21 protein-coding genes are annotated in these 23,533 nt (G+C 76.4%); 19 read left to right on the top strand and 2 right to left on the bottom strand.

Features of this window, described 5'->3' with window-relative positions; all coding sequences use genetic code 11:
• Window positions 1-54: 54 nt before the first annotated feature.
• From D0Z06_RS22180 to D0Z06_RS22165, 4 genes are read left to right on the top strand one after another with little or no spacing between them, the layout of a single operon-like run.
• Complete coding sequence (locus tag D0Z06_RS22180; protein WP_117379722.1) at window positions 55-1,248, top strand: HpcH/HpaI aldolase/citrate lyase family protein; 1,194 nt, start codon at window positions 55-57, stop codon at window positions 1,246-1,248.
• Entirely contained in the window at window positions 1,245-2,537 is a 1,293-nt protein-coding gene (locus tag D0Z06_RS22175; protein WP_117379721.1) for a phosphoribosyltransferase domain-containing protein, read from the top strand. Before D0Z06_RS22180 ends, D0Z06_RS22175 begins: the two co-directional genes overlap by 4 nt.
• Window positions 2,534-3,697 (top strand): cysteine protease StiP family protein, encoded by a 1,164-nt coding sequence (locus tag D0Z06_RS22170; protein WP_117379720.1) that lies wholly within the window; start codon window positions 2,534-2,536, stop codon window positions 3,695-3,697. The genes D0Z06_RS22175 and D0Z06_RS22170 overlap by 4 nt, the downstream gene beginning before the upstream one ends.
• A complete protein-coding gene (locus D0Z06_RS22165; protein WP_233517890.1) occupies window positions 3,694-4,515 on the top strand; it encodes an HAD family hydrolase in 822 nt (273 codons plus the stop codon). The genes D0Z06_RS22170 and D0Z06_RS22165 overlap by 4 nt, the downstream gene beginning before the upstream one ends.
• Before the next feature lie 7 nt (window positions 4,516-4,522).
• On the opposite strand, the gene D0Z06_RS22160 is transcribed toward D0Z06_RS22165, so the two are convergent.
• On the bottom strand, window positions 4,523-5,806 hold the full coding sequence (locus tag D0Z06_RS22160; RefSeq protein WP_117379719.1) for a hypothetical protein: 1,284 nt from the start codon (window positions 5,804-5,806) through the stop codon (window positions 4,523-4,525).
• Window positions 5,807-6,017: 211 nt separating this feature from the next.
• Between D0Z06_RS22160 and D0Z06_RS22155 the strand changes: the two genes are divergently transcribed.
• From D0Z06_RS22155 to D0Z06_RS22105, 11 genes are all read left to right on the top strand, one after another.
• A complete protein-coding gene (locus D0Z06_RS22155; RefSeq protein WP_117379718.1) occupies window positions 6,018-7,139 on the top strand; it encodes a DUF475 domain-containing protein in 1,122 nt (373 codons plus the stop codon).
• A 255-nt stretch (window positions 7,140-7,394) separates the two neighbouring features.
• The gene (locus D0Z06_RS22150) at window positions 7,395-8,012 is read left to right on the top strand and encodes an AIM24 family protein (RefSeq protein ID WP_117379717.1); all 618 of its coding nucleotides are present in this window, start codon (window positions 7,395-7,397) and stop codon (window positions 8,010-8,012) included.
• A gap of 3 nt (window positions 8,013-8,015) precedes the next feature.
• Window positions 8,016-8,660, top strand: coding sequence for an AIM24 family protein (locus D0Z06_RS22145; protein ID WP_117379716.1), 645 nt, complete (start codon window positions 8,016-8,018; stop codon window positions 8,658-8,660).
• A gap of 11 nt (window positions 8,661-8,671) precedes the next feature.
• Window positions 8,672-9,670, top strand: coding sequence for an AIM24 family protein (locus D0Z06_RS22140; RefSeq protein ID WP_199522474.1), 999 nt, complete (start codon window positions 8,672-8,674; stop codon window positions 9,668-9,670).
• Between the two features lie 99 nt (window positions 9,671-9,769).
• Window positions 9,770-11,791, top strand: coding sequence for a S9 family peptidase (locus D0Z06_RS22135; RefSeq protein ID WP_117379715.1), 2,022 nt, complete (start codon window positions 9,770-9,772; stop codon window positions 11,789-11,791).
• A 75-nt stretch (window positions 11,792-11,866) separates the two neighbouring features.
• The gene (locus tag D0Z06_RS22130; protein WP_117379714.1) at window positions 11,867-12,610 is read left to right on the top strand and encodes a TerD family protein; all 744 of its coding nucleotides are present in this window, start codon (window positions 11,867-11,869) and stop codon (window positions 12,608-12,610) included.
• Between the two features lie 32 nt (window positions 12,611-12,642).
• Window positions 12,643-13,857, top strand: a complete 1,215-nt coding sequence (locus D0Z06_RS22125; RefSeq protein WP_117379713.1) for an alpha-hydroxy acid oxidase — start codon at window positions 12,643-12,645, stop codon at window positions 13,855-13,857.
• Between the two features lie 39 nt (window positions 13,858-13,896).
• Complete coding sequence (locus D0Z06_RS22120) at window positions 13,897-14,907, top strand: acetamidase/formamidase family protein (RefSeq protein WP_117379712.1); 1,011 nt, start codon at window positions 13,897-13,899, stop codon at window positions 14,905-14,907.
• Window positions 14,908-14,932: 25 nt separating this feature from the next.
• Window positions 14,933-15,694, top strand: a complete 762-nt coding sequence (locus D0Z06_RS22115; RefSeq protein ID WP_117379711.1) for an SDR family NAD(P)-dependent oxidoreductase — start codon at window positions 14,933-14,935, stop codon at window positions 15,692-15,694.
• A gap of 135 nt (window positions 15,695-15,829) precedes the next feature.
• Entirely contained in the window at window positions 15,830-16,267 is a 438-nt protein-coding gene (locus D0Z06_RS22110) for an ester cyclase (protein ID WP_117379710.1), read from the top strand.
• A gap of 155 nt (window positions 16,268-16,422) precedes the next feature.
• Entirely contained in the window at window positions 16,423-16,650 is a 228-nt protein-coding gene (locus D0Z06_RS22105; protein WP_147332111.1) for a hypothetical protein, read from the top strand.
• Between the two features lie 75 nt (window positions 16,651-16,725).
• Here D0Z06_RS22105 and D0Z06_RS22100 read toward each other — a convergent pair whose 3' ends face one another.
• Window positions 16,726-17,385, bottom strand: a complete 660-nt coding sequence (locus tag D0Z06_RS22100; RefSeq protein ID WP_117379708.1) for an MBL fold metallo-hydrolase — start codon at window positions 17,383-17,385, stop codon at window positions 16,726-16,728.
• A gap of 49 nt (window positions 17,386-17,434) precedes the next feature.
• On the opposite strand from D0Z06_RS22100, the gene D0Z06_RS22095 reads away from it, so the two are divergent.
• From D0Z06_RS22095 to D0Z06_RS22080, 4 genes are all read left to right on the top strand, one after another.
• On the top strand, window positions 17,435-18,844 hold the full coding sequence (locus D0Z06_RS22095; protein ID WP_117379707.1) for an amidase: 1,410 nt from the start codon (window positions 17,435-17,437) through the stop codon (window positions 18,842-18,844).
• Between the two features lie 146 nt (window positions 18,845-18,990).
• Complete coding sequence (gene uvrA, locus D0Z06_RS22090; RefSeq protein WP_117379706.1) at window positions 18,991-21,882, top strand: excinuclease ABC subunit UvrA; 2,892 nt, start codon at window positions 18,991-18,993, stop codon at window positions 21,880-21,882.
• Window positions 21,883-22,070: 188 nt separating this feature from the next.
• Window positions 22,071-22,352, top strand: a complete 282-nt coding sequence (locus tag D0Z06_RS22085) for a hypothetical protein (protein ID WP_117379705.1) — start codon at window positions 22,071-22,073, stop codon at window positions 22,350-22,352.
• A gap of 135 nt (window positions 22,353-22,487) precedes the next feature.
• Entirely contained in the window at window positions 22,488-23,444 is a 957-nt protein-coding gene (locus tag D0Z06_RS22080) for an alpha/beta hydrolase (protein WP_117379704.1), read from the top strand.
• Window positions 23,445-23,533: the final 89 nt, after the last annotated feature.

Genomic DNA, 23,533 nt, shown 5'->3' with positions numbered 1-23,533 from the left:
ACGCCGTGGCCGGCCGCACCACCCCCCACCACCCCTCAGACGCGGGAGGCCCCCGTGCGCCACTTCGGCTACCTGACCGACGACGAGCGGCAGCGGCTGTTCGCCGTGCCCCCCGGCTCGGTGACCCCGGCCAGCCCGCGCAGCGACCTGGCGCTGGCCCTCGGGGCGACCCTCTACACCCCCGCGACCCGCGGTGCCCTCGACGTCGACGCCGCGCGCGCCGCCGCGATCGGCACGACGAGCACGGTCTGGTGCCTCGAGGACGCCATCCCGCACGCCGAGGTGGCCGCGGCCGAGGCCAACGTGGTGGCCGCGCTGCAGCGCATCCGGGCCGCGGGGCGCGCCGACGAGCTGCCCCTGCTGTTCGTCCGGGTGCGCTCGGCCGAGCAGGTCACCCGGCTGGCCGAGGAGGCCGGGCCGGCGCTCGGCTGCCTCACCGGCTTCAGCCTGCCCAAGGCCACCGGGCCGGATCTCCGCGGCATGCTCGAGGCCGTGGCGCGCGCGGGCGCCGGCGGCGAGCACCCGCTGTACGCCATGCCGATCCTCGAGACCGCCGACGTGGCCTGGGCCGAGACCCGGGCGGCGGCGCTGGCCGAGGTGGCCGCCGTGGTCGCCGACTTCGCCGAGCAGGTGCTGTGCCTGCGGGTCGGGGGCACCGACCTGTCCGGGCTGTTCGGGCTGCGGCGCGACCGGGACACCACCATCTGGGACGTCGCCGTCGTCCGGGACTGCCTGGCCGACATCGTCAACCGCTTCGCCCGCAACGCCGAGCACGTGGTCAGCGGGGCGGTCTGGGAGCACATCCCGGGCCCGCGGCTGTTCAAGCCGCAGCTGCGCCAGTCGCCGTTCCTCGACCAGCACGAGGGGGCGCTGCGCCGCGAGCTCATCGACGACGACATCGACGGGCTCATCCGGGAGGTCGTGCTCGACAAGGCCAACGGGATGCACGGCAAGACCGTCATCCACCCCGCGCACGTGTCGGTGGTCAACTCGCTGCTCACCGTGGCCCGCGCGGAGTACGACGACGCGCTGGAGATCATGACCGCGCGGTCGGACGGCGGCGTCCGGGCCTCGGCGCACGGCCGGATGAACGAGATGGGCCCGCACGCCCTGTGGGCCGAGCTGGTCAGCCGCCGGGCCGCGGTCTACGGCGTGGTCGCCGACCAGTCCGCGCTGGTCGACCTGCTGGCGGCCGGGCAGCGCCGGCTGGCCACGGTCTTCCCCGGCCCCGCGGTGCAGCCGGCATGACCGGCACCCTCGCGCCGGGCGTCCCGCTCTCGGCCACGGTCGCCGCGCTGCTCGACGTCCGGGTGTCCGGTCCGGGTGCCGAGGGCCTGCCCCGGTGGGCGGGCCTGGCGCTGCGGGACAACCCGCGCCGCGCCCAGCTGGTCGTCTCCCGGGTGCTGGCCAAGCACGTGCCGGCCGACCCCGCCGACGTCCTGGGCGCCGGCGCCGCGGTGGGGGACGCCGTCACCGCCGTGCTCGGGGACGAGCCGGCCGGCCTGGTGATCGGCTACTGCGAGACCGCGACCGGTCTGGGGCACGCCGCCGCCGACCGGCTCGGCGCGGCCTACCTGCACACCACGCGCCGGCTGCACCCGGCCGTCCCGGTGGCGCTGGGCTTCGAGGAGGAGCACTCGCATGCCGTCGGGCACGCCCTGCAGCCCGCCGGCCCGGTGGACCTGGCCGGGGACGGCCCGCTCGTGCTGGTCGACGACGAGCTGACCAGCGGCCGGACCGCGCTCAACACCGTCGCCGCGCTGCACGCCGTCGCACCCCGGCCGCGCTACGTCGTCGCCGCGCTGCTCGACGCCCGCACGGCCGGGGCCCGGGCCGTGTTCGCCGCCCGGGCCGCCGAGCTGGGGGTGCGGGTCGACGTCGCCGCCGTCCTCACCGCGCAGCTCGCCCTGCCCGCCGACGCGCTCGCCCGGGCGGCGCGGGCCCGGGCCGCCCTGCCGGCGCCGGCGCCGCCGCCGGCCGGCCCGCCGGCCGACGTGGTGGCGCACGCCGGGCTGTGGCCGGACGGCGTCCCGGTGACCGCCCGCCACGGGCTCACCCCGGCCGGGTCGGCCCGGCTCGCCGCGGCCGCCGACGCCGCCGCCCAGCGGCTGGCCGGTGCGCTGGCCGGCAGCCGGGGCGTGCTCGTGCTCGGCACCGAGGAGCTCATGCACGCCCCGACGGTGCTCGCCGCACGGCTGGCCGACCGGCTGCCCGGGGTCCCGGTGCAGGTGCAGTCCACGACCCGCAGCCCCGCGCACGCCGCCGACGACCCCGGCTACGCCATCCGGCGCGCCGTCGTCTTCCCCGCCCCCGACGACCCGTCGCGCACCGCGCGGGTGCACAACCTCGCCGATCCGGCCGCCGTGCCGCCGCCGGGCACCGCGTGGTCGGACCTGCGCGCCGACGACCTGGTGGTCGTGGTCGACGCACCCCCGGCCGCCTGCGCCCCGATGCTCGCCGCGCTGCGCCCGCACGCGGCCCGTGCGGTGCACCTGGTCACCGTCCCGCCCGCCGAGCCCGAGGAGTCCCCCCGATGACGCTGCTGGAGGCCCGGCCCCCCGCCGCGCGCCCGGCCCTGCGGCCGGCCGAGCCCGGCCGGTTCGGCTCCTACCCGGCCGAGGACGTCACCTGGCTGCTCACCGACCTGTCCGCCGTCGCCCTCGAGCGCGGCACGCAGGACCGGGAGGAGGCCATCCAGGGGGGCACGCACTACTCGGAGATGCTGCCGGTCGAGTACCAGCCCGACGCGGCCTACCTCGACCTCTACGCCGCCGCCCTGGAGCAGACCGCGGACCGGCTGGCCGGTGCGGTGGCCCTGGTCGGCGAGCTGGTGCGCGCCGAGGCGGCCGGGGCCGGGCACGAGCCGGTGCTGGTCTCCCTGGCCCGCGCCGGGACGCCGGTCGGCGTGCTGCTGCGCCGCTGGTTCCGCGCCGCGCACGGCGTCGACGTGCCGCACTACGCGATCTCGATCATCCGCGGCCGGGGCATCGACGAGGTCGCCCTCGCGCACGTCCTCGACCGGCACCCGGCGGCCGCGGTCCGGTTCGTCGACGGCTGGACCGGCAAGGGCGCGATCCAGCGCGAGCTGACGGCGGCCGTGGCCCGGTGGCGCGCCGCCCACCCGGGGCACGCGGCCCTCGACGACCGGCTGGCGGTGCTCGCCGACCCGGGCGGCTGCACCGACCTGTTCGGCACCCGCGACGACTTCCTCATCCCCAGCGCCTGCCTGAACAGCACCGTCTCCGGCCTGGTGTCGCGCACCGTGCTGCGCGCGGACCTCATCGGCCCGGGCATGTTCCACGGCGCCAAGCACTACGCCGAGCTCGCCGCGGGCGACGTGTCCAACGCCTTCGTCGACGCGGTGGCCGCCCGCTTCCCCGCGGTCACCGGGGACCTCGCCGCCCGGGTCGCCGCGCACTCCGCCGCCGACCGACGGCCGACCTGGGAGGGCTGGGCCGCCGTCGAGCGGATCGCGGCCGACCACGGCATCGCCGACGTCAACCTGGTCAAGCCCGGGGTGGGGGAGACCACCCGGGTGCTGCTGCGCCGGGTGCCCTGGCAGGTGCTGGCACGGCCCGACCGGGCCGCCGACCTGCGCCACGTCGTCGCCCTGGCCGCCGCCCGCGGCGTGCCGGTGGTGGAGGTCCCGGACCTGCCGTACTCCTGCGTGGGCCTGATCCGCCCGGTGCGCCCGTGACCGCCGTCCTCACCCCGGCCCTGGCCGCGGTCGACCTCGACCGCACGCTCATCTACTCCGCCGCCGCGGCCGGCGACCCGGTGGCGCTGCCGCCGCTGCGGGTCGTCGAGCACTACGAGGGCGCGCCGCTCTCGCGGGTCACCGAGCGGGCCTGGGCGCTGCTGGCCGACCTCATGGACCGCGCGCTGCTGGTCCCGGTGACCACCCGGACCGAGGCGCAGTACCGCCGGGTGCGGCTGCCGCGGGTGCCGGCGTTCGCGCTGTGCGCCAACGGTGGTGCGCTGCTCGCCGACGGCGTCCGCGACCCCGCGTGGGACGCCTGGGCCCGCGAGGTCGCCGGCCGGGCAGCGCCGCTGCCGGAGGTGCTGCGGCTGCTGGAGGCGGTCGCCGGGCAGCCGTGGGTGCGCAGCGTGCGCGCCGCCGAGGACCTCTTCGTCTACCTGGTGGCCCAGCGGCGCGCCGACGTGCCGGCGTCCTGGCTGGCCGACCTCACCGCCGCCACCGCCGCGGCCGGGTGGACGCTGAGCCTGCAGGGCCGCAAGGTCTACGCGGTGCCCGCGGGCCTCACCAAGGCCGGCGCGCTGCTGCGGCTCCGCGACCGCGTCGCCGAGCGCGCCGGCCGGCCGGTCCGGCTGCTGTGCGCCGGCGACAGCCTGCTCGACGCCCCGATGCTGGTGGCCGCGGACGCCGCCGTGCGGCCGGCCCACGGGGAGCTGCACGAGCAGGGGTGGACCGCCGATGGGGTGGCGGTCAGCGGGGCCAGCGGGGTGCTGGCGGGGGAGGAGATCCTCGGCTGGTTCCTCGACCGCGTCGGCTGACGTGCCCTCAGTCCACCCGCGCCGTGCGGACCATGGCGGCCAGCCCCTGCTCGATCGAGCGGGCCTCGGTCACCACGTGCCCCCAGTCCGGCCGGTGCCCGCGGACCTCGGTCTCCAGCACCCGCAGCCGGCGGGCCAGGTTGTCGAAGGTCGACCGGTAGCGCTCGCCCCGCCCCTCGGGCAGCGCGGCGAGGAAGCGCCGGGCGTCGACGAGGTCGCGCTCCACCCCGCCGAGCAGCCGCCCGGGGTCGGTGGCGACGGCGTCGAGCTCCTCCAGCCGGCCGGTGGCCGAGGCGATCTCCTGGTCGACCCGCGCCGAGGCGCCGCGCACCTGCTCGAGGGCGAGCGCGGCCGCGGGCACGTCGAGGGGCGGCGCGGCGAGCAGGCCGGCCAGCCGGTCGAGGGCGTCGTCCACCTCGGCCAGGGCCGCGGCCGCCCGCTCCGGGGCCCGCTCGACGTCGGCCCAGGCGCGGTGGGTGTAGCGGCGCCGCAGCTCGCTCATCACCGGCGCCAGCCGCGCGTGCCGGGTGCCGAGGGCCTCCCGCCGGGTCCGCACGGACGCCGCCCCGCGGCGGACGTCGGCGGCGCGGGCGGGGAGGGAGGCCGCCCGCGCCGCCACCGATTCCGCACCGGCCCGGGCGCGCTCGGCGGCCGCACCCCCGGTGACGGGCCGGCCGGCTGCGAGGGCCGCCCCCGCCTCCCGGGCGGCGCGGACGGCGGCGTCGAGGTCGCGACCGAGCGCCGGGTCGGTGACCTCCTCGCCCGCTGCCGCGAGCGCCGCGCGGGCGCGGGCGACCGCGGCCTCGGCCTCGGCCAGCCGGCGGGGGCCGAGGGTGCGCGCGCCGCGGGCGCTCCCCAGCGGGCCGGCGTGGCGGGCGCGGAAGTCCCGGACCAGCGGCAGCACCTCGTGCAGGGCCCGGGCCGAGCCGCCGAGGGCGTCGCGGGTGGTGCGGACCCGCACCACGTCGTCGTCCTGCGCGGGGTCGGCGGCGGACAGCGCGGCCAGGTACCGGCCGATGACGGCGTCGGTGCGCGTGGACAGCTCCTGCCACTGCTGCACGACCGGGTCGGCGGCGGGTGGGCGCTGCGCGGCCACCCGGGCCGTCCCGGCGTCCTCGTGCGCCGCGACGTCCTCCGACAGCCCGCTCAGCTCGGCGTCCAGCGCGAGCATGGCGGCCGCGGCCGCCTCGCGGGCCGCGGCGGCCTCGGAGCGGGCCTGCGCGAGCGCGGCGTCCCGGCCGCGGCGCCACCAGCGGCCCCGCGGCTCCGGGGCCCCCGTGTGCCCGCCCATGCCTGGTTCCACCCTCCCGTCCGGACGCCGGTGCCGTCCCTCGCCCCGTGCGCCGATGCCTACCACGCGGGGAGGCAGCCGCGCCGGACCCGCCGGCGGTGCGGCCCCCGCTCCGTGTGACCAGATCGAGCGCGCCACCGGGAACCGGTCCCCGCCGGTCCGTGTTGAGATGACGCGCCCCCGCCCCGGTGGCGCCCCAGGAAGGAACCCCATGCTCCGCTATTTCGGCTTCTCGGTCGGCCTGACCGCGGCAGCCCTCGTCACCGCCGTCTGGTTCGGCGGCCCGGCCGCGCTGCTCGCCGTCGCGGTGCTGGGCGTGCTCGAGGTCTGCCTCTCGTTCGACAACGCCGTGGTCAACGCCAAGGTGCTCCGCAGGATGAGCCCCTTCTGGCGCAAGATGTTCCTCTACGTCGGCATCTTCATCGCCGTGTTCGGCATGCGGCTGTTCCTGCCGATCGTGCTCGTCTCGGTGACCGCCGGCCTGTCCATCCCCGAGGTCTGGGACCTCGCCCTCACCGACTCGGCCGCCTACGCCGAGAACGTCGAGGCCGCAGCCGAGGCCATCTACACCTTCGGCGGCATCTTCCTGTTGATGATCTTCCTCAACTTCCTCTTCGACGAGGAGCGGGAGATCCACTGGCTGGCGTGGCTGGAGCGGCCGCTGGCCAAGGCCGGGAAGCTGCCCTACCTCGCGATCGTCATCGCGCTGGCGGTCATCTACCTCGGCTCGCAGCTCGCCGACGACGACAAGTACGCCACCGTCCTGGCCTCGGGCCTGGCCGGTCTGTTCACCTACCTGCTCATCGGCGGCCTCAACGAGCTCATGGAGGCGCCGGAGGCCGACGAGGGGGCCGACGACATCTCCGCCGAAGGACGCTCCACCGGGAGCGGGACCGCGACCGGGACGGCCACCAAGGCCGTCGCCGGGGCGGGCCTCGCGGCGTTCCTCTACCTCGAGGTGCTCGACGCGTCGTTCTCCTTCGACGGCGTCATCGGCGCGTTCGCGCTGAGCAGCGACATCTTCGTCATCGCGCTGGGCCTGGGCATCGGCGCCTTCTGGGTGCGGTCGCTGACCATCTACATGGTCGACAAGGGCACCCTCGACCAGTACCGCTTCCTCGAGCACGGCGCGATGTGGGCCATCGGCTTCCTCGCCACGATCATGATCCTCGAGCTGCGGTTCCACATCAGCGAGTACGTGACCGGCCTGACCGGCCTGCTCTTCATCCTCGCCGCGGTGGCCAGCAGCGTCGTGACCCAGCGCCGTGAGCAGTCCGCCGAGCCGGTGGGCGACGCGGAGGTGGTCGAGGAGGTCGGCGCCGGGCGGCGCTGAGCGTCCCCGGGCCCGGGCCCGGGGCCGGCCCCGGCCGCCGGCCGATGACCAGCTGACCTGGTCATCGGGGGGCCTGGCTCACCACCGGGGGTGAGCCAGGCCCGGCGGCCGTGAGCCCACCTGATCCCCGGGGGGCCGGCGTCTCCTGGCGGTGGGTCCAGGATCGGGGCGACCCGGCGGCGCGGGGCCTACCGCGGCCGGGGCCGGGCGGTTACCGTCCGGCGCCGGCACCGCCCCCACCCCGGAGAGGACCTCGTGGCCCAGCTATCCGCCGAGAAGCGCGTCCTGCGCGCAGACCTCCACGGCGACCGCATCCGAGCCGCCAGCGGCTCGATGGTCGCCTACGAGGGCAACCTGGACTTCAAGAACGCCGGGATGGGCGGGGGCGGTGGGATGCGGGCGGCCCTCAAGCGGGCCGTGGCGGGCGAGAGCCTGTCCCTCATGGACGTCACCGGCCAGGGCCGCGCCTACCTGGCCAAGGACGCGATGGACGTCCTCGTGGTCGACCTGGGCGGCGACACCCTCACCGTCGAGAGCGAGCACATCCTCGCCCACACCGAGGGGCTGCGCCTGGACGTCCAGTTCGCCGGCCTGCGCGGCATGACCAGCGGCCACGGCCTGGCCACCACCACGGTGACCGGCAGCGGCCAGGTGGCCCTGGTCTCCGAGGGGCCGGTCATGGCCCTCGAGGTCGCGCCGGGCCAGGACCTCGTCGTCGACCCGGACGCCTACGTCGGCTCGCGCGGACAGCTGTCGATGAACCTCGTCAGCGGCGTGTCCTGGAAGTCGCTGCTCGGCGAGGACGCCGGCGAGCCCTTCTCCCTCCGCTTCACCGGGCACGGCCTGGTGCTCGTCCAGTCCTCGGAGAGCTGACCCGTGCCGTTCGAGACCGTCAACAGCAAGGTCGTGCGCGCCCACGTCGGCCCGCAGACCCCCGTGCTCGCCCGCCGCGGGGCCATGCTCGGCTACTCCGGTGCGGTGACCTTCCGCCCGGTGCACGGCCAGGGCCGCGGGGTCGGCGGCATGGTCGGCGCCGCGCTCTCCGGCGAGTCCAACCCGATGATGGCCACCGAGGGCCAGGGCGAGGTGCTCTACGGCTACAAGGGGCTGCACATCACCGTGCTGGAGCTCGACGGCTCGGCGCCGCTGGTCTGCGAGGCCGACCGGCTGCTCGTGCACGACGCCGGCCTGCAGACCGGCGTGCAGTTCCTCGGCTCGGGCGGGCTCCGGCAGGCCGTCAGCGGGGCCATGACGGGGCAGGGGCTGTTCACCACCAACGTGCACGGCCGCGGCTCGGTCGCGCTGCTCTCGCACGGCGGGGCGTTCCCGCTGCACCTGGCCGGCCAGCAGGTCGGGGTGGACCCGCAGGCCTACGTCGGCCACGTCGGCCAGCTCTCGGTCGACCTGGCCGCCAAGGTGGGGTTCCGCGACGTCGTGGGCCGCGGCTCCGGCGAGGCCTTCCAGTTGAGGATCAGCGGCCACGGCACCGTGTACGTGCAGGCCAGCGAGCAGAAGTTCTGAGGACGGCGACGATGACCTACCCCCCGCCCGGTCAGCACCCCGGGAACCCGCAGCCCGGCTACGGTCCGCCCGGCTACGGCCCGCCGCCGCCCGGCTACGGCCAGCCGGGCTACGGCCCGCCGCCGCCCGGCTACGGCCAGCCGGGGTACGGCCCGCCGCCGCCCGGCTACGGCCAGCCGGGGTACGGCCCGCCGCCGCCCGGCTACGGCCCGCCCGGCCCGCACGGCGGCCCGCCCGGCGCTCCCGGGGGCGGGGCCGGCGGCATCCCGAGGACGCTGTCGGCGCAGTCGCTCCCGTCGGACGACAACGTCAACCCGTACGTGTTCTGCATCGAGCTCAGCGGCGACTGGTTCATGAGCAAGGGCGCGATGCTGGCCTACTACGGCGACGTCCGGTTCGAGGCCGTCACCCAGTACTCCTCGGCGCAGGCCTGGGTCGCGGCCCGCTTCTCCAGCCCGGTCTACGTCCACGACTGGGTGGTGGCCAGCGGCCGCGGCAAGGTGCTCATCGGCGATCGCGGGTTCGACCTGAACAGCTACGACCTCGACGACGGCAACCTGACGATCAAGGCCAACAACCTGTGCGCCTTCTCCCCGCAGCTCGAGCTCAAGCAGTCGATCGTCCCGGGCTTCGTCACGCTGATCGGGACGGGGAAGTTCATCGCCTCCTCGAACGGGCCGGTGATCTTCGTCGAGCCGCCGTTCCGGGCCGACCCGGACGCGCTGCTGGGCTGGGCCGACTGCCCCTCGCCGTCGGTGCACCACGACGCGGAGTGGATGACCCGCAGCATGCTCGGCGGGCTCTCCGCCGCGTTCGGCCGCGTCTCGGGGGAGGAACGGCAGTACGACTTCACCGGCCAGGGGACCGTGCTGCTGCAGTCCTCCGAGGTGGCGCGCGAGGACCCCGCGGTGCTGCGGCTGGTCGAGTCGCAGACCGACCTGCTCTCCACGAGCCAGGCCGGCCAGCTGGGGCAGCGGCTGATCGCCCGCGCCCAGCAGCAGCAGCACTGAGGCGCCGCCCGGGTGCGCGGCCCTCGTGGTCGCGCACCCGGGCGCCGCACCCGGCGTCGTGACGCTCCGTGCGCGCGCAGGTGGGTTAGCGTCGCGACCATGCGCCCGGCCGACCTCGCCCTGCTGCGCACGCCGGGAGCCCCCGCCGTGTCGCCGGACGGGCGGATCGCGGTGGTCGCGGTCGAGCGGCTCGACCTGGCCGCCGACGCCGTCCGCAGCCAGCTCTGGGCGGTCCCGACCGACGGTTCGGCGCCCGCCCGGCCGCTGACCACCGGGGCACGCGACACCGACCCGGCCTTCTCGCCGGACGGGCGGTGGCTGGCCTTCCTGTCCGCGCCGACCGGGGAGCCGCCCCAGGTGCACCTGCTGCCGACCGCCGGTGGCGCGTCGCGGCGGCTGACCGGACTGCCGCTGGGCACCGGCGCGCCCGTGTGGGCCCCCGACTCGCGGCGGCTGGCCTTCGTGGCGCGGGCGCCCGGGCCCGCCGCCGAGCCCGGGGCGCCCCGGCTGGTCACCACGCTGACCGCGCGGGCCGAGGGTGTCGGCTTCCTGGCCGGGCGGCGCAGCGCCGTCCACATGCTCGACCTGCCACCGGACGGTGCCGGGGACGACGTCCCGCTGCCGGAGCCGCGGCGGCTCACCGACGGGGTGGTCGACGGCACGGCCGACGACCACGACGTGGCGTGGAGCCCGGACGGCACCCTCCTGGCCTTCGTGTCGGCGCGGCACGGCCGGGCGGACCGCGACCTCGCCCGCGACGTCTACACCGTGCCGGCCGAGGGCGGGCCGGTGCGCCGGCTCACCGACGGGCACGCCGTCTGCCGCCGGCCGGCCTGGCTCCCCGACGGGACGGCGCTGGCCGTGACGGCGCAGGTCGGGCTCGGGCCGACCGGGCGGGACGTCGCCGGCCGCAGCGCCACCGTGTGCCGGGTACCCGCCGGCGGCGGCCCGCTCGAGCCCCTGCTGGACCCGGCCGACTCCCACCGGGGCGACCGGACGCCCGCCACCGTCGTCGCCGGCGGCGCGGTGCTCACCGGGGTGGAGCGGCTCGGGGCGGTGGAGCTGCTGCGGGTGCCGCTGGACGGCGGGCCCGTGCAGACCCTGGTCGAGGGACCGTTCACCGTGGACGGCATCGGGACCGGCGGCGGCGTGGTCGTGGTGACGGTGGCGCACGACGCGTCCGCGGGGGAGCTGGTGGCGATCACGCCCGGCCGGCGCCGGTTGCTCACCGGCTTCGGCCGCGCGCTGGGTGCCACCGGGCGGGTGCACCGGCTGCGCACCACCACGGTGCACGCCCCGGACGGCGCGGCGGTGCGCGGGTGGGTCACGGCGCCGGCGGGGCCGGGCCCGCACCCCGTCGTCCTGGCCCTGCACGACGGTCCGCACCGGCAGGCGGGCTGGCGGCTGTCGGTGGACACCCAGGTGTGGGTCTCGGCCGGGTACGCCGTGGTGCGCTGCAACCCGCGCGGGTCCTCCGGCGCCGGGCAGGCCTGGGGGCGCGCCGTCCGCGGGGGGTGGGGCACCGTGGACGCCGACGACGTGCTCGCCTCCCTGGACGCCGCGCTCGCCGACCCGGCCCTGGACGCCGACCGGGTGGTGGTGCACGGGCGGGGCTACGGCGGCACCCTCGCCGCGCTCCTGCTGGCCCGCACCGAGCGGTTCGCCGCCGCCGTCGTGGAGGAGGCGCTCACCGACGCGGCCGGGTTCGCCGGGTCCTCCGACGTCGGCTGGTGGTTCGTCGAGGAGCACCTCGGCGGCGACCCCGCCGCGCTCGCCGCGCAGAGCCCGGTCACCGTCGCCGACCGGATCACCACGCCGACGCTGCTGGTGCACGGCGAGGAGGACCTGCGCTGCCCGGCCGAGCAGTCGTGGCGGCTCTACACCGCGCTGCGACGTCGCGGCGTGCCCGCCGAGCTGCTCCTGTTCCCGGGGGCCGGGCACGAGCTGGCGCGGACCGCGGCGCCGCGGCAGCGCCTGGCCCGGCTGGAGCACCTGCTGCGCTGGTGGGCGCGGTGGCTGCCCCCGGCGGGCGACGGCCGGGGGACGATGGCCGTGCCGTCCGCCCGGGCACCGGGCGGCCCGGCGCCCGGGCACCGGTACGTGCCCGCGGACGTGGGGTGAGCCTCGCCTAGGGTCGGCTCCGACGACCGCCGTCCGTCCCACCGCGCTCCGGCCGGGACGACCGAGGGGAGCCCGATGGTCGACTACACCAAGCGCCCGAAGCCGCCGGCCGGGCAACCGCAGCCGTCCGGACGGCCCGCCGACGCCCGGCCCGCCGCACCCGGAGCGCCGGGGGTGTCGCTGAGCAAGGTGACGCTGACCAAGGCGGCGCCCTCGGTCTCGCTCACCAAGACGGCGGGCACGTCGGGCGTGCTGCGGGTGAACCTCAACTGGAACGCCCGCCCGCAGGGCGCGGCGCCGGGCGGCGGGTTCCTCAAGCGGCTGGCCGCAGCGGCCTCCGGCGGGGCGATCGACCTGGACCTGGGCTGCCTCTACGAGTACGCCGACGGGTCGAAGGGCGTGATCCAGGCGCTCGGCAACGCCTTCCGCGGCCAGCACACCCTGCCGAACGGTGAGCTGGTCGCCTGGCTCGACGGCGACGACCGGTCCGGCCGCAGCACGGGCGGGGAGAACCTGCTCATCGACCTGCGGCACACCGCGCACATCCGCCGGATCCTGGTGTTCGCGCTGATCTACCAGGGCGTGCCGAACTGGGGCGCGGCCGACGCGGTCGTGACGATGCACCCGGCCTCCGGCCCGCAGGTGGAGGTGCGCCTCGACGAGCCGGACCCGCGCGCGCGGATCTGCGCCGTCGCGCAGTTCGCCAACGAGGGCGGGCAGCTCGTGGTCCACCGCGAGGTGCGCTACGTGCACGGCGGCCAGGACGTGCTCGACCGCCGGTACGGCTGGGGGATGGAGTGGGCTCCCGGCCGCAAGTGACCGGGGTCGACACCGAGACGAGGAGGTCCGGAGTGGTCGAGCGCCGCGCGCCCCGCTGGTCCGAGCTGCGGGAGCTGGTGCGCACCCGCCCGCGCACCGGCGACGCCACCGACCGCCGGCTGGCCCGGGCGGTCACCGTCGGCGACCTGCGGGAGATCGCCCGCCGCCGCGCCCCGCGCGCGGTGTTCGACTACACCGACGGCGCGGCCGGGCGGGAGATCGGCATCCGGCGGTCCCGGGAGGCGTTCGAGCGGGTCGAGTTCCGGCCCAGCGTCCTGCGGGACGTCTCGGTGGTCGACCCGTCGACCACCGTGCTGGGCCGCCCGTCGGCGCTCCCGCTGGCCTTCGCGCCGACCGGGTTCACCCGCCTGATGCACACCGAGGGCGAGGTCGCGGTGGCCCGCGTCGCCGAGCGGGTCGGCGTCCCGCACGCCCTGTCCACCATGGGGACGACGTCGGTCGAGGCCCTCGCCGCCGCCGTCCCCGGTGCCCGCCGGTGGTTCCAGCTCTACCTCTGGCGCGACCGGGAGGCCAGCGCGGACCTGGTCGCCCGCGCCGCGGCGGCCGGCTTCGAGGCGCTGGTCCTCACGGTCGACACCCCGGTGGCCGGGCCGCGGCTGCGCGACGTCCGCAACGGCTTCACCATCCCGCCGACGCTCACCCTCCGGACCGTCGCCAACGCCGCCCGCCACCCGCACTGGTGGGTCGACCTGCTCACCACCGAGCCGCTCGAGTTCGCCTCGCTGCGTTCCTGGGGCGGCACCGCGGCCGAGCTGGCCGACCGGGTCTTCGAGCCGGCCGCCACGCTCGCCGACGTCCGGGAGCTGCGGGAGCGGTGGTCCGGGTCGCTGGTCGTCAAGGGCGTGCAGACGGCGGACGACGCCCGGGCCGTCGTCGACGCGGGCGCGGACGCGGTCGTCGTCTCCAACCACGGCGGCCGCCAGCTCGACCGGGCGCCCACCCCCCTGGAGGAGCTGCCCGCCGTCGTCGCCGCGGTGGGGGACCGGGCGGAGGTGTACCTGGACGGCGGCATCCTGGACGGGGCCGACGTGGTCGCCGCCGTGGCCCTGGGCGCACGGGCCTGCCTCGTGGGGCGCGCCTACCTCTACGGGCTCATGGCCGGCGGCGAGCGTGGCGTGCAGCGGGTGGCCGACATCCTCGCCGCGGAGATCGCCCGCACCCTCCAGCTGCTCGGCGTCCCGCGCGTCGCCGACCTCACGCCGGACCGGGTGCGCCTGCGCGGCTGAGTCGTTGCCGACGCGACCAGCGCGTTCGTAGGGTGCGGCATGGACGTCGTCGAGGTCGTGCCCACGCCCGAGCAGTACGCGTACACCTTCGGCGGCGTCGCCCCGCTGCGACGGGTGAGCCCGGGCACCGCCTTGCGGGTGTGGTCCGACGACGCCTTCGGCGGGGCGCTGCGGTCGACGGCCGACCTCTGCAGCGAGAAGGTCGACCTGCGCTTCGTCAACCCGCAGACCGGGCCGTTCTGGGTCGAGGGCGCCGAGCCCGGCGACACGCTGGCCCTGCACTTCGTCGCGATGGAGCCGGCCCGCGACTTCGGCGCCTCGGCGGCGATCCCCTTCTTCGGCGGGCTGACCAGCACCGACCGGACGGCGACCCTCCAGGACCCGCTGCCCGACACCACCTGGATCTACGAGCTGGACCGCGCGGCCGGCACCGTCACCTTCGCGGCGCGGCACACCGACCTGCAGATCGCGCTGCCGCTCGAGCCGATGCTGGGCACGGTCGGCGTGGCCCCGCCCGGCGGCGAGGTGCGCAGTTCGCTGGTGCCCGAGCGCTTCGGCGGCAACATGGACTCCCCGCAGATGCGCCCCGGCACCACCTGCTTCCTGCCGGTCTTCGTCGAGGGCGCGCTGTTCTCCGTCGGCGACGGGCACTACCGACAGGGCGAGGGCGAGGCCTGCGGCACCGCCGTCGAGGGCGCGATGACCAGCACGTTCGTCGTCGAGCTGGTAAAGGCCGGTGCCGCGGCGGCCCCGGCGTGGCCGCGGCTGGAGGACGACACCCACTGGATGACCGTCGGCTCCAGCCGCCCGCTCGAGGACGCCTGGCGGATCGGCCAGGTCGAGCTCGTCCGCTGGTTCGGCGAGCTCTACGGGCTGCACCCGATGGACGCCTACCAGCTGCTCTCGCAGACCGTCGAGGTGCCGATCGCCAACGTCGTCGACGCGAACTACAGCGCCGTCGTCAAGGTCCGCAAGGGCCTCCTGCCGCCGGCGACCGCCTTCGGCGGGCTGCACGACGACCTCCGCCGCCGCGCCGCCGGCCTGCTCTGACCCGCCCACCCGAGAGAGGAACCCCATGGACCTGCAGCTCACCGGTGCCCGCGTGCTCGTCACCGGCGGGACCCGCGGCATCGGCCGCGCGGTCGTCGAGGCCTTCGTCGACGAGGGCGCCGTCGTGGAGTTCTGCGCGCGGGACGCCGCCGAGCTCGAGGAGACCGAGAAGGCGATCGCCGGCCGGGGTGGCCGGGCGACCGGCTCCCGGGTGGACGTCGGCGACGGGGCGGCGCTCACGGCGTGGGTGGCGGCCGCGGCGGGTCGGCTGGGCGGCATCGACGCGGTGGTGGCCAACGTCAGCGCCCTGGCCATCCCGGACACCGACGAGAACTGGGAGCTCTCCTTCCAGGTGGACCTCATGCACACCGTCCGCCTGGCGCGAGCGGCGCTGCCGCACCTCGAGGCCGCCGGGACGGGCTCGATCACCGCCGTCTCGAGCGTCTCCGGCCGCGAGGCCGACTTCGCCTCCGGGCCCTACGGGACGATGAAGACCGCGATCGTCGGCTACATCAGCGGCCTGGCGTTCCAGCTGGCCGGGCGAGGGGTGCGGGCCAACGTCGTCTCCCCGGGCAACACCTTCTTCGAGGGCGGTGTCTGGGACCAGATCAAGAGCGGGAACCCGGAGCTGTACGCGATGGCCCTCGGGCTCAACCCGACCGGGCACATGGGCACCCCGGAGGAGATGGCCCGTGCGGTCGTCTTCCTCGCCAGCCCGGTGTCGAGCTTCACCAGCGGCACCAACCTCGTCGTGGACGGCGCGCTGACCCGCGGCATCCAGCTCTGACCGGCCCGGCCCAGCGCCGGACCGACCGGACTCGCCCGTCCCGACGGGCGACCCGGCGGGACCTGCGGCCCTGGCTCCGCGCGGCCGTGCCCCGGTAGGCAGGCGCCGTCCGGTGCAGGGAAGGGGAGGCGCGCCATGACCGCGAGCACCGATCGGGAGCAGGGGATCCGGACACTGGTCCGGCGGCTGGAGGAGGCGATGAACGCCCGCGACCTCGACGCCCTCGACGCCGTCCTGGCCCCCGACCTCGTCCGCCACTGCCAGGCGACCCCGCAGCTGCAGGTGACGTCCCGGGAGCAGTTCACGGACTTCCTGCGCCAGGACGCCGCCGCCTTCCCCGACAACGTGCAGACCTTCCACCAGGTCCTCGTCGACGGGGACCGCGCCGCGGTGTGGGCGACCTACGAGGGCACCCAGACCGGCCCGCTGGGGCCCTTCCCGGCGTCCGGCCGGCGGGCTGCCTTCGACTTCGCCGGCGTGTTCCGCGTGGCCGACGGCCGGATCGCGGAGATGTGGATCACCTGGGACAACGTGACGGTGCTGACCCAGCTGGGGCACATGCCCGTCGGGTAGACCGGCTCACCGGCCCCGCTCGCGCCACTCCGCGAGGTGCGGGCGCTCGGGGCCGATGGTGGTCGTCCCCGGGGCATGGGGGTGGCTCCGCCGGTGTGGCCGACAGGGGTCCTTCGCCGCTACCGGGACGCCTCCTGCGCTCCTAGACTTCCGCTGTGCTGCGGTGGGTGAAGGAGCGCAGTCGGTCTCTCTGGGTGTCGGTGGCGATCGGGATCGTCGCCGCCGCTGCCGCCTGGCCCACGTTCACCGACCCCTGGCCGAGCAGTGCCGGCGGCTTCGTGTTCGTCAGCGTCGTCGTGACCGCGCTCGTGCGCGGCTTCATCGCGCTCGGCCATGCCTTCCTGCAGGGATGGCGCGAGCCGCGGCGCAGCATCGAGCGGTAGGCCTCCTGGCACCGCGCCGGCCGCTGCGACGACCGGTTCGACCGTCCTCCACGCGACCGAGACCACGCGGCAGGTCTACCAACCGCGTGCCCTCCACTCGGGGATGTGCGGACGTTCTGCACCGAGGGTGCTGTCCTTGCCGTGCCCCGGGTAGAACCACGTCCCGTCGGGCAGGGGGAAGATGCGCGCCTCCAGGTCGTCCATGAGGCTCGCGAAGTCGTCCGGGTTCGTCGTCCTCCCGGGACCCCCCGGGAAGAGGCTGTCCCCGGTGAACACGTGGGTGCCGGCGTCCCCGCCGCGCCAGACCAGCGCGATGCTCCCGGGCGTGTGGCCGCGCAGGTGCACGACCTCGAGCGCCTGCCGGCCCACGGTGACGGTGTCGCCGTGCTCCACGGGGCGCTGCACGGGCACCGGGAGGTCCCCGGCGTCAGCGGGGTGCGCCACGGTGGTGGCCCCGGTGGCCGCGACCACCTCGGGCAGCGCCCGGTGGTGGTCCCAGTGCCCGTGGGTGGTGACGACCGTGCGCACCCCCGCGCCGTCGACCAGCCGGAGCAGCGCCTCGGGCTCGGCCGCCGCGTCGACGAGCAGCGCCTCGCCGGCCTCGGGGTCGCGCAGCAGGTAGACGTTGTTCGCCATCTCGCTGACCGCGAGCTTGGTGATGGTCAGGCCGGGCAGCTCCCGCACGTCGGCCGGCCCGCCCACCTCGACGTCGCCGGTGTAGCTCCCGTCGCTCATCGCTGCTCCCGTTCGGAAATCGTCGGCTGCCGCGGATACGGTCCGTGCCATGGACGCTAGCGGAGGTGTCGGCACCGCTGCGCTCGTCGGCTGGCCGGCCACCGAGCTGGCCGCACGGGTCCGGGCGGGCGGGGTCAGCGCGGTGGGGGTGGTGCGCGCGCACCTCGCCCACCTCGACGCGGTCGACGCCCGCATCGGCGCCTTCCGGGTGGTGCGCCGGGAGGCGGCGCTCGCCGAGGCGGCGGAGGTGGACGCCGACCCGCGGCGGGCGGAGCTGCCGCTGGCCGGGGTGCCCGTCGCGGTCAAGGACAACGTGCCCGTGGCGGGGGAGGCGTGCACCGACGGCTCGCCGGCCTGCCCGCTGCGCGTCGCGGACGCCGACCACCCCGTGGTGGCCCGCCTCCGCGCCGCGGGTGCGGTCGTCGTCGGGCTGACCCGGATGCCCGAGCTGGGCCTCTACGCGGCCACCGACGGCCCGGGCACGGTCACCCGCAACCCCTGGGACACCGCCCTGGCCCCGGCCGGGAGCTCCGGGGGCAGCGCCGCGGCCGTCGCCGCCGGGGTGGTCCCGCTGGCGGTCGGCAACGACGGCCTGGGCTCGCTGCGGCTGCCCGCGGCCGCCTGCGGCCTGGTCACGCTCAAGCCGGGCCGGGGCGTGGTGCCCACCCTGGCCGTCGACTGGTCCGGCATGGTGCAGAACGGGGTGCTGGCCACCACCGTGGGCGACGTCGCGCTCGGGCACGCCGTCCTGGCGGGGGAGCAGCCGGGGCGCCCGCCGGGCTGGGAGCGGCCGCTGCGGGTCGCGGTGTCCACCCGCTCACCCGTGCCCGGCGTGCGTGCCGACGGCCCCACCCGGGCGGCGGTGGAGCGCGTGGCCGCCGAGCTGGCCGCCGCCGGGCACACCGTCGTCCGCCGGGACCCGCCCGTGCCGCCCTCGGCGGCCCTGGGGGTGGTGGCGCGCTGGCTGGCCGGGGCCGCCGACGAGGCCGCCCACCTCGGCATCCCGCTCGCCGAGCTGCAGCCCCGCAGCCGCACGCACGCCCGGCTCGGCCGGCTGGCCCGCGGCGCCGGCCTGGTCCGGCCCGCCGACGCCGAGCGCTTCCGCGACCGGCTGACCGCCTTCTTCGACGACGACGTCGACCTCCTGCTCGGCCCGGTGGCCGCCGGCCCGCCGCTGCCCGCCCGGCCCTGGCACGAGCGGGGCTTCCTGGCCAACGTGACGGCCAACACCCGCTGGGCGGCGTGGGCGCCGGCGTGGAACCTGGCCGGGCTGCCGGCGCTGGTCCTGCCGGCCGGGCCCCGGCCCGACGGGCTGCCCGTCGGGGTCCAGCTGGCCGGCCCCCCGGGGGCCGAGACGCGACTACTCTGGACCGCCGGAGAGCTGGAGCGGCGGCTGCCGTGGCGCCGGCACGCGCCGGTCTTCGACCCCGCCGCACCCCAGGCCCCCGCACCCGTCTGACCACCGGTCCCGGCACTGCCGCCGGGCCGGCCCGCGCCGCGGGCGGCGACCCTCCGGAATCGGATGGCAACCGTCCGGAACACGCACCACCACCCGGAACCACCCCGCGGTCGGCCCCCGCCGGCCACCCGAGCGACAGGGAACACATGGACCGCCTCGTCGTCCGCGGCGCCCGCGAGCACAACCTCAAGGACGTCCACCTCGACCTGCCCCGCGACGCGATGATCGTGTTCACGGGTCTGTCCGGGTCGGGGAAGTCGAGCCTCGCCTTCGACACGATCTTCGCCGAGGGCCAGCGCCGCTACGTCGAGTCGCTCTCGGCCTACGCGCGCCAGTTCCTCGGCCAGATGGACAAGCCGGACGTCGACTTCATCGAGGGCCTGTCGCCGGCGGTGTCGATCGACCAGAAGTCCACCAACCGCAACCCGCGGTCCACGGTCGGCACGATCACCGAGGTCTACGACTACCTGCGGCTGCTCTACGCCCGAGCCGGTCAGCCGCACTGCCCCAACTGCGGCAAGCCGATCGCGCGGCAGACGCCCCAGCAGATCGTCGACCAGGTGCTGGCCATGGAGGAGGGCACCCGGTTCCAGGTGCTCGCCCCCGTCGTCCGGGCCCGCAAGGGCGAGTACGTCGACCTGTTCAGCTCCCTGCAGACCCAGGGTTTCTCCCGCGTCCGGGTCGACGGGGTGGTGCACCCGCTCACCGAGCCGCCGAAGCTCAAGAAGCAGGAGAAGCACACGATCGAGGTGATCGTCGACCGGCTCACCGTCAAGGAGAGCGCCAAGCGGCGGCTCACCGACTCCGTCGAGACCGCGCTCGGGCTGGCCGGCGGCCTCGTCGTCCTCGACTTCGTCGACCTGCCCGAGGGCGACCCGCAGCGCGAGCGGACCTTCTCCGAGCACCTCGCCTGCGTCGACGACGGGCTGTCCTTCGAGGCCCTCGAGCCGCGCTCGTTCTCCTTCAACTCGCCCTTCGGGGCCTGCCCCGAGTGCACCGGCATCGGCACCCGCAAGGAGGTCGACCCGGAGCTCGTCGTCCCCGACCCCGAGAAGAGCCTCGCCGACGGCGCCATCGCCCCCTGGGCCGGGTCGATGAGCAACGAGTACTTCCAGCGGCTGCTCACCGGCCTGTCGCAGCAGCTGGGCTTCTCGATGGACGACCCGTGGGAGCGGCTGCCCGCCAAGGTGCAGAAGGCGGTCCTGCACGGCTCCCCGGACCAGGTGCACGTCCGCTACAAGAACCGCTACGGCCGCGAGCGCAGCTACTACGCCGCCTTCGAGGGCGTGCTGCCCTTCCTCGAGCGCCGCCACGAGGACACCGACAGCGAGTACATGCGGGACAAGTACGAGGGCTACATGCGCGACGTGCCCTGCCCCGTCTGCCACGGCACCCGGCTCAAGCCGGAGATCCTCGCCGTCAAGCTCGCCGGACGCTCCATCGCCGAGGTCACCGGGCTCTCCATCGGGGACGCCGCCGAGTGGCTGGGCGCCCTCGAGCTCGGGGAGCGCAAGCGGGCCATCGCCGACCGCGTGCTCCGGGAGATCCAGGCCCGGCTGTCCTTCCTGGTCGACGTCGGCCTGGACTACCTCTCCCTCGACCGACCCGCGGCCACCCTCGCCGGCGGCGAGGCGCAGCGGATCCGGCTGGCCACCCAGATCGGCTCGGGCCTGGTCGGCGTCCTCTACGTGCTCGACGAGCCCTCGATCGGGCTGCACCAGCGGGACAACAGCCGGCTGATCGAGACGCTGGTGCGGCTGCGCGACATGGGCAACACGCTGATCGTCGTCGAGCACGACGAGGACACCATCCGGACCGCCGACTGGGTGGTCGACATCGGCCCCGGGGCCGGCGAGCACGGCGGCGAGGTCGTCGTGAGCGGCACCGTCGAGGACCTGCTGGCCAGCGAGCGCTCGCTGACCGGCGCCTACCTGTCCGGCCGCAAGGAGATCGCCGTCCCGCAGGTGCGCCGGCAGCCGACGCCGGGCCGGGAGCTGGTCGTCAAGGGAGCACGGGAGCACAACCTCAAGGGCGTCGACGTGACCTTCCCGCTCGGCTGCCTGGTCGCCGTCACCGGCGTCTCGGGCTCGGGCAAGTCCAGCCTGGTCAACGACATCCTGTACACGGTGCTGGCCAACGAGCTGAACCGGGCGCGGATGGTCCCCGGGCGGCACCGCACGGTCACCGGGCTGGAGCACCTGGACAAGGTGGTCCACGTCGACCAGTCGCCGATCGGCCGCACCCCGCGCTCGAACCCGGCCACCTACACGGGTGTGTGGGACCACGTCCGCAAGCTGTTCGCCCAGACGTCCGAGGCCAAGATCCGCGGCTACCAGCCCGGCCGGTTCTCCTTCAACGTCAAGGGCGGGCGCTGCGAGGCCTGCTCCGGCGACGGCACGCTGAAGATCGAGATGAACTTCCTGCCGGACGTCTACGTGCCGTGCGAGGTCTGCAAGGGCGCCCGCTTCAACCGGGAGACCCTCGAGGTCCACTACAAGGGCAGGACCGTGGCCGAGGTCCTCGACATGCCGATCGAGGAGGCCGCCGACTTCTTCGCCGCCATCCCGGCGATCGCCCGGTACCTGCGCACCCTCACCGACGTCGGGCTGGGCTACGTCCGGCTCGGCCAGCCGGCGACCACCCTCTCCGGCGGCGAGGCGCAGCGGGTGAAGCTGGCCAGCGAGCTGCAGAAGCGGTCGAACGGCCGCAGCATCTACGTGCTCGACGAGCCGACCACCGGGCTGCACTTCGAGGACATCCGCAAGCTGCTGCTCGTCCTGCAGAGCCTGGTCGACAAGGGCAACTCGGTCGTGGTCATCGAGCACAACCTCGACGTCATCAAGAGCGCGGACTGGATCGTCGACATGGGCCCGGAGGGCGGCTTCCGCGGCGGCACGGTCGTCGCCGAGGGGCCGCCGGAGTTCATCGCCGGGGTGCCCGAGAGCCACACCGGCCGGCACCTGCGGCCCTACCTCGACCCGGAGGCCGTCGCGCGGGCGGCCGAGCCGAAGAAGCGGGCCCGGCGCAAGGCCAGCTGACCGGCCCGGTCGGCGGGGTCCCCGGAGCGGGGGAGGGGACGGCGGCCGTCTTGAGCCGGGAGCGGGCCGCCCCCTACCCTCCCGTGTGACCGACGTCACCGCTCGGCGCCCGGTGCCCGGCACGGCGTGGTCCTCGGCGAGAGGAGACGCCCGTGCGTGCTGTCCGCTCCGAACCCCGGGGTGTCCCGGTGGTGCCTCTCGGCCCGGCCTGCGACCCGGACATGTCCCAGACGTGCCCGGTCACCGGTCGCCCGGTGCGCAGCGGGGGCGGCGAGGGGTCCGCGGTCGTGCTCGTGGCGGTCCTCGGGGTGGCGCTGGTCGTCGCCGGGAGTCTCGCCGGGACCGGTGCGGTGCTCGCCGGGGGCGTCGCGCTCGCCGGCGGGCTGCTGCTCGCGCGGCACGCTGCCCGCGCGGCCCGCCGGGGCGGGGTCGCCGTCCCCGGTCCGTGGGCGGACGCCCGCCGCGCCTGATCCCGCTGCGCCTGATCCCGCCGCGCCTGATCCCGCCGCGCCTGATCCCGCGGTGCCGGGTGCGCCGTCCCCGGCTTGCCCCGCGGACCGGGGCCCGGTAGGCCGGGGGCCGACGACGACGTCCGAGGAGGCCCCGTGACCGCCGATGCCAGCACCGCCCCCGTCACCTGGACCGAGCGCCCCGACGGCGCCCGCCTCGCCGAGCGCCGCTGGCGCCCCGACGGGGAGGTCCGCGGCACCGTCCAGGTGGTGCACGGGCTCTCCGAGCACGCCGGCCGCTACGACCGGCTGGCCCGGGCGCTCACCGCGCGCGGCCTCGCGGTGGGGGCGCTGGACCAGCGCGGCCACGGCCGGAGCTCCGAGTCCACCGGCCCGGGCCGGTTCGGCGACGGCGTCGACCGGGACGCCGTCCTCGACGACGTCCGCGACCTGCAGGAGCGGCTCTCCGCCGACCACCCCGGCGTGCCCGCGTTCCTGCTCGGCCACTCCCTCGGCTCCGCCGTCGCCCTCGCCTCCGCCCAGCGCGACGGGGCCGGCCTGGCCGGCCTGGCGCTCTCCGGCGCGATCGGCGTGGCCGACAACCTCGCCGAGGTCGTGCCCCAGCTGGAGGGCGCGGTCGCCGGCGGGATGGGGGACACGGCGATGGACGCCCTCGGCGGCTTCAACGCGCCCTTCGAGCCGGCCCGCACCCCCTACGACTGGCTCAGCCGCGACCCGGCCGAGGTCGACGCCTACCTGGCCGACCCGCTGTGCGGCGACGACGTCCCGCCCACCTACGGCTACGGCGCCGCGATGTTCGACCTGATCGTCCGCGTCGCGGGCGAGGACGCGATCGCCGCGCTGCCCGACGGGCTGCCGGTGCTCCTGCTCGCCGGCCGCGCCGACCCCGTGGGCGGGCAGGACGCCGCGCAGGTCAGCGCGCTCGCCGACCGGCTGCGGGCCCGCGGGCTGCCGGTGGAGCTGCGGCTCTACCCGGAGGCGCGGCACGAGGTGTTCAACGAGACCAACCGCGACGAGGTGACCGCCGACCTGCTGACCTGGCTGGAGGGACGGCTGGGACTGCCCCCGGTTCAGTTGACTCCTTGCCTGTGAGGCTGCGGCCTCGCTGGAAGGATCAGCATCGTGCCCAAGCCGTTCCCGCCGGAGTTCCGGCGTGACGTCATCGCCGTGGCCCGTAAGGG

It is taken from the genome of Geodermatophilus marinus, from assembly GCF_003428645.1.
Taxonomy (GTDB): Bacteria; Actinomycetota; Actinomycetes; order Mycobacteriales; family Geodermatophilaceae; genus Geodermatophilus.
The sequence above is the reverse complement of the archived record's forward strand: the minus strand, read 5'-3'. Positions and strand labels throughout refer to the sequence as shown.

Excerpts from the sequence above, each read along its gene's own strand:
- D0Z06_RS22095 (WP_117379707.1), top strand. The coding sequence starts at position 17,435 with ATGGACGCTAGCGGAGGTGTCGGCACCGCTGCGCTCGTCGGCTGGCCG.
- uvrA (WP_117379706.1), top strand. The coding sequence starts at position 18,991 with ATGGACCGCCTCGTCGTCCGCGGCGCCCGCGAGCACAACCTCAAGGAC.
- D0Z06_RS22135 (WP_117379715.1), top strand. The coding sequence starts at position 9,770 with ATGCGCCCGGCCGACCTCGCCCTGCTGCGCACGCCGGGAGCCCCCGCC.
- D0Z06_RS22140 (WP_199522474.1), top strand. The coding sequence starts at position 8,672 with ATGACCTACCCCCCGCCCGGTCAGCACCCCGGGAACCCGCAGCCCGGC.
- D0Z06_RS22110 (WP_117379710.1), top strand. The coding sequence starts at position 15,830 with ATGACCGCGAGCACCGATCGGGAGCAGGGGATCCGGACACTGGTCCGG.
- D0Z06_RS22170 (WP_117379720.1), top strand. The coding sequence starts at position 2,534 with ATGACGCTGCTGGAGGCCCGGCCCCCCGCCGCGCGCCCGGCCCTGCGG.
- D0Z06_RS22100 (WP_117379708.1), bottom strand. The coding sequence starts at position 17,385 with ATGAGCGACGGGAGCTACACCGGCGACGTCGAGGTGGGCGGGCCGGCC.
- D0Z06_RS22160 (WP_117379719.1), bottom strand. The coding sequence starts at position 5,806 with ATGGGCGGGCACACGGGGGCCCCGGAGCCGCGGGGCCGCTGGTGGCGC.
- D0Z06_RS22175 (WP_117379721.1), top strand. The coding sequence starts at position 1,245 with ATGACCGGCACCCTCGCGCCGGGCGTCCCGCTCTCGGCCACGGTCGCC.
- D0Z06_RS22115 (WP_117379711.1), top strand. The coding sequence starts at position 14,933 with ATGGACCTGCAGCTCACCGGTGCCCGCGTGCTCGTCACCGGCGGGACC.
- D0Z06_RS22120 (WP_117379712.1), top strand. The coding sequence starts at position 13,897 with ATGGACGTCGTCGAGGTCGTGCCCACGCCCGAGCAGTACGCGTACACC.
- D0Z06_RS22155 (WP_117379718.1), top strand. The coding sequence starts at position 6,018 with ATGCTCCGCTATTTCGGCTTCTCGGTCGGCCTGACCGCGGCAGCCCTC.
- D0Z06_RS22130 (WP_117379714.1), top strand. The coding sequence starts at position 11,867 with ATGGTCGACTACACCAAGCGCCCGAAGCCGCCGGCCGGGCAACCGCAG.